Genomic DNA, 14,968 nt, shown 5'->3' with positions numbered 1-14,968 from the left:
TTAAACGCTATTATTAATAGAGAGTGGCTTAGTTTAGATACTCAAATCACGGCAAAATTGCGCGATACTGGCCGCCGTTTCTCGACTAATTTCAGGGCATGCAATAGGAAATACTTCAATGGCGTGGATTGTTCCCATCACCTCACGAAAATAAGCCTTAGCGCCAGCTTGCTTTAATAGTTGATAGAATTGTTCACCTTCGTCACGCAGAGGGTCGCATTCATTCACGCTTATAACCGTTGGCACGAAACCGCGCACATCGTCTTCAGTTGCAAACCTAGGCCAGGCTAGAGGGTTGCCCTTCTCAAATTCTTCAATACCGTAAATCGTGCGGCCCTGATTGTTGTGTAGGTCGAGCAAAATGCCATTGTTTTCAACTGACGATGGTAAATCTGCTTGTGGCCATTGCCCTGCTATGTAGGGACAAAGTGCAAAAACCCCCGCAATAAGATTGAGGTCACCGTCTTGTTTTAAACGCAAGGCGCTGGCTAGCGCTAAGTTACCGCCCCCGCTATCGCCACTGACAACAATTTTAGAAGCATCAATAGCCAGTTCAGTGCTGTTTGCACTTAACCATTTCAAGCCTGACACACAATCATTTAAGCCGGCCGGAAAAGGCGCAACTTCTTTTGAAGAAGACGCTACCAAGGCGTTACGGAAGTCGACCATAGCAACAGCAACACCTTGCGCCGCCATAATGCGCCCCCACGCTTTATAGTTGCCATCGTAACAAGACATCGTCGCCATACCACCACCATGAATGTAATACACACAGGGTAAAACGTCGCTATTGTCGGGGCGAATAAATTGAATATTAACAGTGTTGCCATCAGGCTCAGAACGGAAGGTTTTATCGCTAACGACTAAGCCCGTTGAGGGAGCCAGTGTTTCGGTGTCGCAGCGGTTTAAAAACCCACTAACCATTTGTCGAGTGAGTATTGACTTTATGCTGTTCGCCGATTTAATCGCCGACTCTCTGCTTTGCACATCGTTACTGCTGCCGAGGGCTATGCTGCCAAAAATTGCTTTGATCCGTGGATCGATTCTTGGATCATCATTCATTTTACTCATTTATTGCTTCCTAATTTTTCGGTCATGGTATACGAAAACAAGCAGCACTCATAATCGCAATAACGATATTTAATCTCTTTGCAAACTTCTTATAAACAAGGATGGGGAATAATGCCGTCTGTTGAAAAGTCCTTATGCCAATACTCATAGGCGGTTTTGCCATTGCTAAACCAACAGTATTCATTGTTCATCTGCAGACGCCATTGCATGGATGCAATCGGAACTCTACTAGCAAAAGCGCTCGGCTTAAAAACTGCAACATTATTGCCTTGCTCGAATCGGGCACTCGGGTAAATCAAATACGCAAGACCCTGCTCTCGAAATTGCGTGCCTTTTTGTTGCGATGCTTGCCAACTGTCTGCTGCACATAATGTTTTCAATTCGTCTTTAGTCACAAGCTCGGTGAGCATGGCTCCTTGTTCAGTTAACAAGGCAAATTGAAACGCAGTGCGCTGCGCATGCATCTGTTTAAGCGGACCTAAGTCGGCCATGCCGGCTTGAAATAGCCATAAATATACCGAGGCTTCAGCAAAGGCCGTTTCAAGAGACGTCGAACCATAAAAAATACCGCGCTCAATAGCAGAGCCAAAACGAGAGCCATAATCTAGAGGCGGATAACGAAAGGGTGTAAACAAACGATAGTCTAAACCAACGCAATCGAGAGGCACCATCGGTTTAGTCTGATCAAGGAGTTCCTCGAGGCGGCTTTGTGCTTGTGCTGAGGCTGTAACCGCGCGTGTTGCGGCAATTTCCTGCGTTTCAACTATTCGCCAGCCCAGATGATTTTCAGGTGCAGTCATTGTATTAACATGCAATTGTTAACAGGCGTCTTATTTTTACGGATGATGTTTGCTAAAGAATATGGACTAAATTCGGCCACGCATAGCATCCAGGTAGCGCACAGTGGTGTACATACCCTGTATCGATTTAAGCAGTTGTAGCGGAGTTTGTTCGTTTAAATGACGATTATCGGTATTTATCCAATGCTGCATCTTGGCTTTGTCACCGCCCACGATGGCAAATAAACTACGGTAAATACGAATCAGCATCAGCGCCAACTCCATACGCTTAGCGTCATTGATTTCAGCGGTCTTGGCCTTGTACCGAGCAATAGAGGCAACCGATGCCCCAATAATATCAGCTAAATCTTCGCGTTTAAGACCCAGCCACTCACCCGCTTCACAATAAGCTTGCGTCACTATTTGACCATCACTTTGCTCTTGTATGTGCTGATTACTCGATGCCACTATATATCACCTGATACTAATGAATTTAAATCGTATCAGATGATACACTTGATATCTAAAAATATCAACTTTGTACGAGAATGCCTAGATTGAAGCCTAACAAGCGAGTTAACCTTATTCCCGTATCTCCATGCATCTATTGATAAGAAGAGACAATAAATGAACAAACACTTCTCACTCGTTTTGGCAGCACTTAGTTTTTGGGCCACACCGCTTTTGGCCACAAACATCGACTCCGATATGATCAGTAAAATCTCTATCGAGGGTGGCAACGGCAAGGTCGCCTTGGCCGATAATGCCTTTTCGGATGTCGTTGAGCATAATTTTATACACAAAATCACCCGCAAAATTGATCAAGGGCTGCCTCCAACGCTATTTAATACAACTCAAGATTGGAGCGCACTAAGCGGTGAATCCGCAGGCACGCACCTGCTCAGATTTTCAATATCTGCTAGTCAGTTTACAAAAGGTAGGCTCAGTATAACGGGCGCAGAAACCTCATCTTTATATTTAAATACAGAAGCGATGAAGGGTGACAATGAGTATGACTTAACACTTATGAACCAAGACTATCGTGCACTGCTAATGGTGACCGGGGTTGAGCAATGGCAGGACTTTTCGATTGAGTGGGCGGATGATGCTGTCGCACAAACTCAAGCTGTTGAGCCGGATAATGCTGAATCGACTGATAGCAAGCGCAGTGATGCTGCCACGCAAACGTCTAGCACGGTGACCTTTGGCAGCGACCAAGCGAAAAAACGCGCTTCCATGAAGCAGTATTACGACAGCGAAACCGTCGGTACATTAACCCTATCACCCGACGGCGAACTGCTTATTTGGTCAAAACACGCCTACAGCGATACCAATGGTGACAGCCCTATCTCGGTGGTTGAAATTATTAATGTAGATTCACAGCAAGTGGTTTATCGCTGGCAGGGCATGTCGCCTCAACAAGCCACATGGCGAGCAGATAGCAAGGCATTGGTGTTTGTTCATGACAATGTTTTGTATCAGCTTGACCGCAAAGATTGGCAATTAAGGGCGCTAGCCGAAGATTTAAAAGGCATCAGAAATATCGATTGGTTGAATAATTCGAGTCTGCTAGTTTCTTGGCATAAACCTGAAGACGCACCGTCCAAAATCACAAAAAGGTACCGTGCGCTTGAAGACCGCTGGAGCTATTGGCGCGGCAATCTGCAGCTGCAAATATTTGACATCAACTCAGGGCTATTTACACAGCTTACTGAACATGAACTCTCTACCAACCTTGCTGATCTTGATGCCGAAAATATGCGAGCATTAATTACGCGCAATCCTTTAGATTACCAAGCGCCGCCCCATAGCTTGACGCAGTTATCAACACTCAATCTAAAAACCGGCGAAGAGCAACTGATTGGTGAATATAGATTCTTTGGATCGGCCTACTTTCATAAAGACGGCATCGTTTTTCACGCTGGCCCAGACTTTAATGGCGGCAAAGGCAATACAGTAAGCGCTGGCGGTATAGCCAATAACTACGACGGCCAAATATATTTAATGGATGATTCTGGCGAAGTTACTCCGCTTTCAGAGAATTTTACTCCCTCCATTAGCGCTGTTGAATTACTCAACAACGGCGATATGGTATTGCTAACCACCGACCAAGACAAAACCCTCCTGTATAGCTACGATCTTAGCCGCAAAAAATTTACGCTAATCGATACCAAAGTAGAGGCGGTTAGCGGGTTTAGCGTGTCAAAGCAAAACAAAGCGACGATGGTCTACAAAGGCTCTAGTGCCACCCAACCAGAATCTGTGCATATGCGCAGTATTAGCTCCAGCAAAGATAAGGTCTTATTTGACTCTGCTGCGGAAAGTTACGCCAATGTAGAATTTGCGAGCTTAAAAGATTGGGATTACACCACGCAATCCGGCCAGTTTATTGACGGGCGAGTTTACTATCCACCGGGCTTTGATGCAGACAAACAATATCCCGCACTGATTTACTATTATGCGGGAACCTTCCCGGTTGGTCGTTCGTTTACCGGTAGATGGCCGTTTAGCATGTGGGCATCTCATGGATATGTCGTTTATGTCTTGCAGCCGTCTGGCACTGTTGGCTACGGGCAAGACTTTTCTGCGCGCCACGTAAATGCATGGGGCATCAACACGGCAGATGAAATCATTGAAAGTACACAAGCGTTTACCGAAGCACACCCTTTTGTGGATAAAAACCGTTTAGGTAATATGGGTGCCTCCTACGGTGGATTTATGACCATGTACTTAGCCACACAAACCGATATTTTTGCTGCCTCTATTTCTCATGCAGGGATCAGTAACTTAACTTCTTACTGGGGTTATGGTTGGTGGGGATATGGATATTCAGGTGTGGCTACCACCGGCAGCTTTCCGTGGAATAGAAGCGATTTATACACCCAGCAAAGCCCAGTATTTGCCGCCGACAAGGTGACAACGCCAATACTTTTAGTGCACGGCGACTCTGATACCAACGTACCGGTGGGCGAAAGCCATCAAATGTTTACCGCTTTAAAACTGTTAGACAAAGATGTGGAGCTAATTGAGTTTTTAGGCGACGACCATCACATCAATAAGCGCGAGCACCGACTGCATTGGTGGAAAACCAAACTAGCATATTTTGACATGAAGCTTAAAGGCGAGCCGCTTTGGTGGCATAGCATGTATCTTGAGCAAGAGTCAAAATAAAGTAGTAGGGAATATGGCATGCACTATGACTATCACGGTTCGATCAATGCATTTTTTGCCCAATAAATTCGCACTGTGACAAGCATGAGCTATGTCGCCACGAAAATATATAGCGCGAGAAAATTGGACGCCAAAAATGCTATTACCTTTTTTATTGCAAGGCTAAATAAACAGCCTAGGATTCAAGTTTATTCTGTTTATCGATCTTATCTATTTTACCGATAATAATGTATTGCAGAATAATGGATAACGCTATGGAGCTCCCTAAAAATATTTGAAAAAACAGTTCACCATTACCGACGTAGGTAAATGCAACAAAAGAACCGAGATTTACAGCAAAGTAAATAATTTTCACAATGTTTAGCATATTCATATTTATAGCCCTAAGTGAGGACACCACCAAGTGTGGTGTCCTTTATTAACATGATTATCTTGCTTTAAAGTAACCGATGATCATCATCGAGCCACCAACTGCAAGCCCAAATGCGCCCGTCGCGGGTCCGCCGCTAATGCCAAGAGCTATTACCGCCATACCGCCGCCAGTCCAGTCATTAATACCGCCCGAAACTTGCTCTAATTCGTCCTGATTAATATCTTTCATTTTGTATCTCCATATTGTTTTAAAGTAAAGTGTTTGAAGTTATCTTCAAACCGCATCCAGGTTATAAAACTAAATTAAAACCCGAAACTGTACCCAATAACGGTTTTTTATTCATATTCTGGTGGGCTTAATATCTAAATAAGCAGCTAATTTTCAGAAACATCTCTTTAAGCCCAATAGCTTAATTTGAGGCGTACTGACGGGTTAGAGAGGCTAACTTGCCAAGGTACGAAAATACCTGATGATTTAGCCAGGAGCCCTTATTAACCCAAACTCTCATATTCACTTCGCCTAGCCTATATCTTTGACAAGTATGGCGTTATATCAATAGCTTTGACAAGATTCTGTTTAACACTAATATCGTTGCGATCATTGCTAACTTAACGGTATTCTTCGACACGGAATGGCAAGGTTCTAATATGGACGAAGTCAATGTTAGGGCAACAGAAACACACAAAAGGAAAGTAATGAAATCTTCGCTGGGGCAAGTGCTAACAAATATATTTCGTCGTTGGATACCGGAGCCCTTCGTATTCGCGCTAGCGCTAACCATCTTAGTCGCGGCAGCTTCGATGTTTTTCATGGATGCAAGTTTTTATAAAGTTACCGACGATTGGTATCGCGGTTTTTGGATGCTGCTCGAATTTACTATGCAGATGATACTCATTCTGGCAACGGGATTTGCGATTGCGCTGACTCCTCAAGCAGCTAAAGGCATTGATCGCCTCGCGAAGGTAGCAACGACGCCCGCCTCGGTATATATCATTGTACTGGTAGTCGGGGGACTGTTTAGCTTGGTCAGTTGGGGCTGGGCTGTGCTCACCGCTATACTTGGCCGTGAACTAGCAAAGCGAGTAGATGGTGTCGACTATGCCTACCTGATTGCTTGCGTGTATTTTGCCGGACAGCCTTGGGTCGGCGGTTTATCTAGCTCAATTCCGCTGATGCTCAATACCGAAGGTAACTTCTTGATTGAATCGGGCACTTTACTCAGCACTATTTCCACTAAAGAGACTTTAGGCAGTTGGTTGAATTTGGCCTATGTATTAGGGTTTTTCCTAGTGTTTCCGGCTTTATTTTATTGGATGCGTCCGAAAGCTAACGAAGTAAAAACCTTAAAAGACTTACAGGGCGCCGAGCAAACAGAAACAAACACCGTAGCCGAAGAAGCAAACACCATGATCTTAGGCGATAACAATATGTCAGACCGCTTAAATAATTCACTTGTCTTGCAATGGATAATTGGCTTGTCGGCGCTTTGGTTTTTAGCTCGGCATTTTGCAAACAATGGTTTTGATATTAATCTAAATATCATGATTTTCATCTTCTTAGCGATTGGTTTACTTCTGCACGGTAGCCCAATGCGTTACAACCTTGCAATGAAACGCGCTTGTGCGAATGTTTATGGCCTGATATTTCAGTATCCATTTTATGCAGGGATCATGGGTATCATGATGTTTTCAGGTTTAGGCAGTGAAATTTCACTTTGGTTAGCACAAGGCGCTTCTGTTGCCACCATGCCCCTAATTGCCCAATTTGCCGGGGCATCTGTTAACTTTGCCATTCCCTCCGCAGGAGGCCAGTGGGCCGTAATTGGGCCTGCGCTAACTGAAGCTGCGTTAAATGTCTCAGCGCATTTACCCGCAAACGAGCAGCAAGCATTTATTTCTCGTATCGCAATGGCAGTTGCCTATGGAGAAACCTCCACCAATCTTTTACAACCCTTCTTCCTGTTGGTGGTGTTGCCGGTAATGGGGGTAGGAGTAAATCTAAATGCCAGAGATATCATGGGCTATCTTATGGTGCCTTTTACTGTTGTTTATGCCCTAACTGCTGCGTTGGTGAGCTTTGTTCCAATGTAATGCCAGCTGCGTGCTCCACAGCTAGGGGCACAATCGGTCTTGTTTGAAAATTGAAAAGTAACTCAAAATTATCAGACTTTATTGCAGTCTTTCATATACATTATGCTTACAACCGCAAACTCAATTCTTTTAAAGATTATTAACCCTTTATAGGGTTACAATAGAGGGGACGAAATTAGCGCTCTAAATGAGCGATAAAAATAAAAATATCTAACGACAACTGCTAACGAATAATCATGGAGATAATACACTGTGAATAAAGTTCCTACCCTTTTGAATTACTTAGGTGCTGCGGCCTTGCTAATTGCAATTACTGCCTGCCAACCTCCTACAAACGACGACACCCAAGCTATGCAAGACGAAGCGCAAGCGACCTCCGGAGATGAAGCGCAAAATCCGTTCTTCACCCCGTCTACTTTGCCATTTGCCATGCCTCCCTTTGACAAGATCAAAGATTCGCACTTTAAGCCCGCAATGGAAAAAGGCATGCAAGAGCGACTTGCCGAGATTGATGCCATTGTTAACAATCCTGAGCCTGCAACATTCGAAAATACCATCGTCGCAATGGAAAAAGGCGGCCAAATTTTAGGCCGTACGCTACGTGTATTTAGTAATTTAAACGGTGCCGACAGCAACCCAGAGCGACGCGAAATACAACGCGAAATGTCACCAGTGTTGTCAGCGCATAACGACGCCATTCAGCTTAATCCAGCGCTATTTGCACGTATCGACACCTTGTATCAAAACCGTGCTGAACTTAGCTTAACGCCAGAACAAATGCGCGTATTAGAACGCTATCATCAAAATTTTGTGCGTGCCGGCGCACGCCTAGCCGAAGAGCAAAAAGTGCGTTTGAGAGAAATCAACACACGCTTAGCTAATCTAGGCACTAATTTTAGCCAAAATGTATTAAGCGAAGTCAACGCTTCTGCCTTGATCGTAGACAGCGCAGAAGAATTAGCTGGTTTAAGTGACGCTGAAATTCAAGCAGCCGCAGACGAAGCGGCCAGTCGCGACATGCCTGGTAAATTTGTGCTCACGCTAAAAAACACCTCAGGCCAGCCGCCCTTAAGCTCCCTAGAAAACCGCAACACACGTGAACGCTTACACAAGGCATCACTGACTCGCGGCGGGCGAGGCGGCGAATTTGATAACCGTGAAATTATCGCCGAAATCATGCAGCTTCGTGCTGAACGCGCCCAACTTTTAGGTTACAACACTCATGCAGACTTTATCCTTGAAGTGCAAACAGCAGGTTCGGTTGCAACGGTTCAAGATTTATTGGGCTCTTTAGGCCCAATTGCCGTTGCCAATGCCCGTAAAGAGGCCCAAGCCCTGCAGACCATGATTAACCAAACAGAAGAAACGCCCTTTGAGCTTGCCTCTTGGGACTGGGCGTATTACACCGAAAAAGTGCGTCAAGAAAAGTACGATTTTGATGACAATCAAATTCGCCCTTACTTTGAGTTAGAGAGCGTACTAACTAACGGCGTATTTTATGCCGCAAACCAACTGTTTGGCATTTCGTTTACCGAGCGCCCAGACTTGCCCACCTATCACCCCGATGCCCGCGTGTGGGAAGTAACAGACGCAAACGGTGAGCCACTTGGTTTATTTATTGGTGATTTTTATGCTCGCGCCTCAAAGCGAGGCGGTGCATGGATGAATTCTTATGTGCTTCAGTCTGACTTGATGGGCACACGCCCAGTGGTAGGCAACCATCAGAACATTCCAAAGCCACCAGCGGGCCAGCCAACTCTCATGACTTTAACCGAAGTTACCACGATGTTTCATGAGTTTGGCCACGCAGTGCATGGATTGTTTTCAGACGTAACTTACCCAAGTGTAGCCGCTACCGCAGTACCCCGTGACTTTGTTGAGTACCCCTCGCAAATTAACGAAATGTGGGTAACTTGGCCGAGTATCCTTGCAAACTATGCGATTCATAACGAAACTGGCGAGCAAATCCCTCAGGCTTTATTAGATCGCGTAATTGAAGCATCACAATTTAATGAAGGCTTCCGTTCAAGCGAATACTTAAAAGCCTCTATTTTAGACATGTGCTACCACACCTTAACCGCAAAAGATTTACCTGCCGCTGATGATATTCTTGCATTTGAAGCAAATTGTCTTGAGCAAGCGGGAGTCGCGTTTGCGCCAGTTCCGCCTCGCTATCGCACTACGTATTTCTCGCATATTATGGGTGGTTATTCTGCGGGGTATTACTCGTATATATGGAGTGAAGTACTCGATGCTGACAGTGTGCGCTACTTAGAGGAAAACGGCGGTTTAACTCGCGAAAATGGCGATCATTTACGTAAGTCTTTGCTTTCTCGCGGCGGCAGTGTGGATGCGATGCAGCAGTTTGAAGACTTAGTAGGGCGTGCGCCTGACATTCAGCCTCTTTTAGAGCGACGTGGCTTAACCAGTGATGGCTCAGGTAACGAATAGTTGATGTGTAAGTAAACTGACCAAAAGAGCCTGTTATTACAACAGGCTCTTTTGTTTCTGAGCAAACACCTCAGAGCTTAACCTTGCGATGCTCCATTAACTCCACTGAGAATTCGTCGTTTACTAATACAGAAAATACCTATGAAGAAATCAATAAGAGAATATTTAATACGTTTTTACATGATCGGGCTGGTTTGTTTCGCTACGCAATTTTTACTAGCCTGTGGCCAAGCGCAAACACCTGTGCGGGTGACGCTGTCGATGCTTGTTATGAGCGCCGAGGATTTTAATCATCGCGAGGTTCAAGCCCAAGGCATAGTCAAGTACTTCGAGACGCCATTGCACTATTGGATAGAAGATGAAAGCGGCAATCGCATCGCTATTTTTCCAAATAACATTGCGGCAAAGTATCTGGATAAAAGTGTGCTAGTCACCGGCCGTTTTGCTTTTTCAACTACGCAAGGTCGCTCAATCGAAATTAGCGACATATTAGAACTATAAATAAGTAGAGTCAGCCGATAAGCCGGGTTCTGTCGTGGGCAATCATTCGTCTAGGCCAGCAATCACTCACTGGCTCAAGCAACCTACCCGTTCCCAACGCGGGCCGCGCCATATGGGAACCTATTTGGTCTTGCTCCGGGTGGAGTTTACCTTGCCGTTTACTGTTGCCAGAAACGCGGTGCGCTCTTACCGCACCCTTTCACCCTTACCAACTTTACCCGAAGATAATGCTGGCGGTCTCCTCTCTGCTGCACTTGTCGTCGGCTCGCGCCGCCCAGATGTTATCTGGCACCCTGCCCTGTGGAGCCCGGACTTTCCTCCCCTGCTATTTGCCGAAGCAAACAACAGCGGCGACTGCCTGGCTGACTCTGCGGCGCAGTATAAAGCATCTACATGAAAATGCGACAGCCAATTTATCCCGACGAGTCTATTTTACGTTGCAGCGTGACCAAACTGAGTGAACTTTAATCACGCTCCTGTAACAGGGGTATTTGTATAGGTTCGAGTAATTATGCATTCACATTGTGATACACGTTTTGCACGTCATCACAATCGTTGAGCATGTCCATGAACTTATCGAACATCGGCATATCTTCTTCGCTGATGTCTTTGGTTTCTTGAGGTAACCAGGTGATTTCTTCTACGTCAAACTCGATCCCTTCAAAGGATTCTTGCAGAGCAGTTTTCGCTTTGTAAAACTCAGCCTGTGGCACAAGCACCGTAACCTGGCCGTCTTCGACCTCTACATCGTGAATATCAACATCAGCATCCATTAACGCCTCAAGTATGACTTCGTCGTCGTCACCAGGAAAGCCAAAAATTGCCAAATGATCAAACATGAATGCAGAGGAGTTTTGCGCGCCCAACTTGCTATCGGTTTTAGTAAAGCAGTTGCGCACATCGGTAATGGTACGATTCACATTGTCGGTCAGGCAATCCACTATCACCATGCAGCCACCGGGGCCAAAGCCTTCATATCGAGCTGGGGCAAAATCTTCACCGCCGCCGCCCGCCGCTTTGTCAATCGCTTTGTCGATAACGTGTGCAGGTACTTGGTCTTTTTTGGCTTTTTCGATAAGACGTTTTAACGACAAGTTAGCGGCCGGGTCAGTGCCGCCGCTTTTAGCAACCACGTAAATTTCTTTACCGTATTTTGAGTAGACTTTGGTTTTTGCCGTCGCGGTTTTTGCCATGGCGACTTTTCTTACTTCAAACTTTCTTCCCATAATATGCTCATTTTATTATTTACTTAACTTGAACCTGCTATGCACCACAGGTCTCTAAAGAATGCGGCAGATTGTAACGGAATAGACCGCTATGAGTAAATTCTAACGCAATAAAAAATATAAATTTACGCCAAATGCTGCTCAGCTAAATAGGATCTGGACTGCATTTCTTGAAGCCGGCTCAAACATCGTTGAAATTCAAAGGTAAGTCGACCTTGACTATACAGCTTCTCGAGGGGCACTTGAGATGACATTATCAGTTTCACTTTACGCTCGTAAAATTCGTCGACCATGGCAATAAATCTGCGCGCGATATCTTCAAGATCTGCACTCATCGGTTCGACATTGGCAATTAGCACGGTGTTGTATTCTTTGCTTAATTGAATGTAATCAGATTGACTGCGGGGTCCGTCACACAATGCTCTAAATTCGAACATGATCACTCCCTCCGCTTTACGTAAGGCAGGAATGTGGCGTCCTTCAATTTCAATTGAGGTGTCTTGTTCACCTTTTTCTGCAGCCAGTTGGTCAAAATACATATTCAGGTTTCGCTGGGCATCGTCATCAAGCGGATAATGATAAATTTCAGCTTTTTCTAGTGTGCGCAGCCTGTAGTCGGTGCCGCTGTCGACGTTTATTACTCGCGTATTTTCATTTATAAGGTCGATGGCCGGTAAGAATCGCGCGCGCTGTAAACCATTTTTATACAGTTCATCGGGAATGATATTGGAGGTTGCCACCAAAACGATGCCGTGAGAGAAAAGCTCTTGCATCAGCGTGCCTAAAATCATCGCATCGGTAATATCAGAAACAAAAAATTCATCGAAACAAATAATCCGCGTCTCACCGGCAATTTTTTTTGCAATAAGCTTTAAAGGGTCAGATTTGCCGCCTAACAGTTTCAGCTCTTTGTGGACACGCTGCATGAATCGATGAAAATGCACACGCATTTTTCTCTCGAAAGGTAAGCACTCATAAAATGTATCGACTAAATACGTTTTCCCGCGGCCTACACCACCATAGAAGTAGATGCCCTGGATACCAGGCCTTGTCATGCCCTTACCAAATTTTTGCGCCAATTTTACGCGCCATTTAATTTTCTGTTTTGGCTGCGTAAGTTCATCATATAAACGCTGCAGTTCCATTACTGCGTTTTCTTGTGCAGCGTCATATTGAAACTCAATCAGCGTTAAGTCTTCTTGGTACTTTTCCCACGGTGTCATTGCTATTATATAGACCTACAGTTAATTGATGGCAAACTAAAATCATAATTGGCTGCGATTATACAGGCTTGTCAGTTTTTTAAGCAATAAACCCTTGCATGAAGACGACTAATGTTCAATGATCTTATCAACTAACGTATCTGACGGAAAAATCATGGACCTTTTAAGTATTGTAGTCGGAGTTGTCATCGGCATTATTATCGGTTTTGTTTGCGCTTTGCTATGGTCGAACGCAAAAGCTGCGAAAAAAGGCAGTAACGTGAATCGCTCAGAGCTAGAATTAAAAACCATTTTTGCTGAGCAGGCTAATCACCACATAGAAGCAAGCAAAGAATCCATTGACGCGATCCATTTACGTTTGGAGCAGTTAACTTCCAATCTGCAACAATATGAAGCGTCGCTACAAGTTGGCAATGAAGAAAACGATAAAACGAGCTTTTTTGGTGAACATGCTAGCGTCTTTCTGCGTAATAGTAAGTCGAGTAAAGCGTCAAACGATAAATTAAACATTAGCGATGCACCTCCTCGAGACTTTGCAAATAACGGTTCAGGTCTTTTTGTTGGAAATGTAAATAAAGACAAATCTGCAAATAAATAACTTGTAATCTGAACTATTGCCCCAAAATTTGAGTCTCTAGAAGGTATTTGAACTTAGGAGTAATAGCTTACATGAAGCAAATGATACGCCGTAGCTTAGTTGCTATCACCGCTGCCATTTTTGTCATAACCACCGCATCAACTGCAACCGCAGGCATACCGTTCTTTTCGGATGACGACATGCCTTCGCTCGCACCCATGCTTGAAGAAACCACGCCTGCAATCGTAAGCATCGCTGTGGAAGGCACCCAAACCTCTCGCCAGCAAGTTCCTGAGATGTTTAGATACTTCTTTGGGAATCCGCAGGAAGCGCCTCAAGAGCGGCCTTTTAGAGGCTTAGGATCGGGTGTCATTATTGATGCTAAGTTAGGCTATGTGGTTACCAATAATCATGTCGTCGACAATGCCGACAAAATCATCGTGAAACTAACTGATGGACGCGAATTTTCTGCTGAGAAGTTAGGCGCTGACGCTCAAAGCGATATCGCGTTACTGAAGATTGACCCCGACAACCTCAAGCAAGTTGTGCTTGCAGACTCTGACAAATTAAGAGTAGGCGATTTTGTTGTCGCCATCGGCAACCCTTTTGGTTTAAGTCAAACCGTTACCTCTGGAATTGTTAGCGCTTTAGGCCGCTCAGGCTTGAACATTGGTGGTTATGAAGATTTCATTCAAACCGATGCTGCTATCAACCGCGGTAACTCGGGTGGCGCATTGGTCAATTTAAGAGGCGAGTTGGTTGGTATAAACACTGCGATTTTTGGCCCAAATGGCGGTAACGTAGGCATCGGGTTTTCAATTCCTAGTAATATGATGAAGAATCTTGTGGACCAAATCGTCGAATTTGGCGAAGTGCGTCGCGGATTGTTAGGAATATTAGGCAATGATGTTGACGCTGGTCTTGCTGAAGCCCTCAATTCCCCCGCTAGCAAAGGTGCATTTGTTAACGAAGTCACCGAAGATTCTGCGGCCGACAAAGCAGGTATTCAATCGGGTGATATCATTACCGCTATAAACGGCAATGACCTGCACAGCTTCAATGAGCTTAGAGCCAAAATAGCCAGTTTTGGTGCCGGGGCAGAAGTTGAATTAACGATTATTCGCAACGGCGAAAAGCGAAACATCGACGTAGTCTTAGGCGCTGCCGAAAACTTAGTCGCGCAAGCTAAAGATATGCATCCTGCGCTAGAAGGTGCTGACTTTGCGACAGGCAGCGATCGTGCTGGCAATGCTGCGGTCGAAGTTCGTGGAGTCGCTGAGGGCTCTCCAGCAGCAAGCATCGGCTTAAGAGCTGATGACGTTATTGTTGGCGTTAATCGTAAGCGTATCAGCAGCGTTACTGAGCTTTCAGAGAGCATAGAAGCGGCAAGCGGTGTCATCGCGCTCAATATACAGCGCGGAAACAGCAACTTGTTTGTGATTATTCGATAGTTAGCTATGGTAATGAATAAAGCCGCAGAAATGCGGCTTTTTTGTCTCTATTTTT

The 14,968-nt window shown here is 45.0% G+C and carries 12 protein-coding genes and 1 other RNA gene; 6 read left to right on the top strand and 7 right to left on the bottom strand.

From position 1 onward, the window contains the following. Window positions 1–33 precede the first annotated feature (33 nt). The 3 genes from AB9H30_RS12140 to AB9H30_RS12130 all read right to left on the bottom strand — a co-directional run bounded on the left by AB9H30_RS12140 (window position 34) and on the right by AB9H30_RS12130 (window position 2,318). Window positions 34–1,071 (bottom strand): alpha/beta hydrolase, encoded by a 1,038-nt coding sequence (locus tag AB9H30_RS12140; protein ID WP_371194937.1) that lies wholly within the window; start codon window positions 1,069–1,071, stop codon window positions 34–36. A gap of 89 nt (window positions 1,072–1,160) precedes the next feature. Beyond that, complete coding sequence (locus AB9H30_RS12135; protein ID WP_371194936.1) at window positions 1,161–1,871, bottom strand: RES family NAD+ phosphorylase; 711 nt, start codon at window positions 1,869–1,871, stop codon at window positions 1,161–1,163. Between the two features lie 66 nt (window positions 1,872–1,937). Further along, a complete protein-coding gene (locus AB9H30_RS12130) occupies window positions 1,938–2,318 on the bottom strand; it encodes an MbcA/ParS/Xre antitoxin family protein (RefSeq protein WP_371194935.1) in 381 nt (126 codons plus the stop codon). 159 nt (window positions 2,319–2,477) lie between these two features. Here AB9H30_RS12130 and AB9H30_RS12125 point away from each other — a divergent pair, with 159 nt between their 5' ends. Then, a complete protein-coding gene (locus AB9H30_RS12125; protein ID WP_371194934.1) occupies window positions 2,478–5,021 on the top strand; it encodes an alpha/beta hydrolase family protein in 2,544 nt (847 codons plus the stop codon). Between the two features lie 427 nt (window positions 5,022–5,448). Here the strand turns inward: AB9H30_RS12125 and AB9H30_RS12120 are convergent, their stop codons facing one another. Beyond that, a complete protein-coding gene (locus AB9H30_RS12120; RefSeq protein WP_371194933.1) occupies window positions 5,449–5,622 on the bottom strand; it encodes a Blp family class II bacteriocin in 174 nt (57 codons plus the stop codon). A gap of 467 nt (window positions 5,623–6,089) precedes the next feature. On the opposite strand from AB9H30_RS12120, the gene AB9H30_RS12115 reads away from it, so the two are divergent. From AB9H30_RS12115 to AB9H30_RS12105, 3 genes are all read left to right on the top strand, one after another. Continuing rightward, window positions 6,090–7,484, top strand: coding sequence for a short-chain fatty acid transporter (locus AB9H30_RS12115; protein WP_371194932.1), 1,395 nt, complete (start codon window positions 6,090–6,092; stop codon window positions 7,482–7,484). Between the two features lie 252 nt (window positions 7,485–7,736). After that, the gene (locus AB9H30_RS12110; RefSeq protein ID WP_371194931.1) at window positions 7,737–9,935 is read left to right on the top strand and encodes a M3 family metallopeptidase; all 2,199 of its coding nucleotides are present in this window, start codon (window positions 7,737–7,739) and stop codon (window positions 9,933–9,935) included. 141 nt (window positions 9,936–10,076) lie between these two features. Next, on the top strand, window positions 10,077–10,436 hold the full coding sequence (locus AB9H30_RS12105; RefSeq protein WP_371194930.1) for a hypothetical protein: 360 nt from the start codon (window positions 10,077–10,079) through the stop codon (window positions 10,434–10,436). A gap of 2 nt (window positions 10,437–10,438) precedes the next feature. Here AB9H30_RS12105 and rnpB read toward each other — a convergent pair. The 3 genes from rnpB to zapE form a co-directional block, all read right to left on the bottom strand. Beyond that, window positions 10,439–10,806, bottom strand: an RNA gene (gene rnpB, locus AB9H30_RS12100) — RNase P RNA component class A. 139 nt (window positions 10,807–10,945) lie between these two features. After that, window positions 10,946–11,662 carry a YebC/PmpR family DNA-binding transcriptional regulator gene (locus tag AB9H30_RS12095; RefSeq protein ID WP_371194929.1) on the bottom strand — a complete coding sequence of 239 codons (717 nt, stop codon included), beginning with the start codon at window positions 11,660–11,662 and terminating at the stop codon, window positions 10,946–10,948. A 125-nt stretch (window positions 11,663–11,787) separates the two neighbouring features. Beyond that, window positions 11,788–12,885, bottom strand: coding sequence for a cell division protein ZapE (gene zapE / locus AB9H30_RS12090; RefSeq protein WP_371194928.1), 1,098 nt, complete (start codon window positions 12,883–12,885; stop codon window positions 11,788–11,790). A 154-nt stretch (window positions 12,886–13,039) separates the two neighbouring features. On the opposite strand from zapE, the gene AB9H30_RS12085 reads away from it, so the two are divergent. Together AB9H30_RS12085 and AB9H30_RS12080 are read left to right on the top strand one after the other, a co-directional pair. Next, window positions 13,040–13,483 (top strand): ZapG family protein, encoded by a 444-nt coding sequence (locus AB9H30_RS12085; protein ID WP_371194927.1) that lies wholly within the window; start codon window positions 13,040–13,042, stop codon window positions 13,481–13,483. A gap of 71 nt (window positions 13,484–13,554) precedes the next feature. After that, complete coding sequence (locus tag AB9H30_RS12080) at window positions 13,555–14,913, top strand: DegQ family serine endoprotease (RefSeq protein ID WP_371194926.1); 1,359 nt, start codon at window positions 13,555–13,557, stop codon at window positions 14,911–14,913. Window positions 14,914–14,968 lie beyond the last annotated feature (55 nt).

The sequence above is a fragment of the Glaciecola sp. SC05 genome, from assembly GCF_041380235.1.
In the GTDB taxonomy this organism is placed as follows: domain Bacteria; phylum Pseudomonadota; class Gammaproteobacteria; order Enterobacterales; family Alteromonadaceae; genus Glaciecola.
This window is presented reverse-complemented; position numbering and strand designations above follow the sequence as displayed.

Bases quoted from the DNA above. Each gene is read 5' to 3' on its own strand.
- AB9H30_RS12140 (WP_371194937.1), bottom strand. From the start codon at position 1,071: ATGAGTAAAATGAATGATGATCCAAGAATCGATCCACGGATCAAAGCA.
- AB9H30_RS12135 (WP_371194936.1), bottom strand. From the start codon at position 1,871: ATGACTGCACCTGAAAATCATCTGGGCTGGCGAATAGTTGAAACGCAG.
- AB9H30_RS12125 (WP_371194934.1), top strand. From the start codon at position 2,478: ATGAACAAACACTTCTCACTCGTTTTGGCAGCACTTAGTTTTTGGGCC.
- AB9H30_RS12120 (WP_371194933.1), bottom strand. From the start codon at position 5,622: ATGAAAGATATTAATCAGGACGAATTAGAGCAAGTTTCGGGCGGTATT.
- AB9H30_RS12115 (WP_371194932.1), top strand. From the start codon at position 6,090: ATGAAATCTTCGCTGGGGCAAGTGCTAACAAATATATTTCGTCGTTGG.
- AB9H30_RS12105 (WP_371194930.1), top strand. From the start codon at position 10,077: ATGAAGAAATCAATAAGAGAATATTTAATACGTTTTTACATGATCGGG.
- AB9H30_RS12095 (WP_371194929.1), bottom strand. From the start codon at position 11,662: ATGGGAAGAAAGTTTGAAGTAAGAAAAGTCGCCATGGCAAAAACCGCG.
- zapE (WP_371194928.1), bottom strand. From the start codon at position 12,885: ATGACACCGTGGGAAAAGTACCAAGAAGACTTAACGCTGATTGAGTTT.
- AB9H30_RS12085 (WP_371194927.1), top strand. From the start codon at position 13,040: ATGGACCTTTTAAGTATTGTAGTCGGAGTTGTCATCGGCATTATTATC.
- AB9H30_RS12080 (WP_371194926.1), top strand. From the start codon at position 13,555: ATGAAGCAAATGATACGCCGTAGCTTAGTTGCTATCACCGCTGCCATT.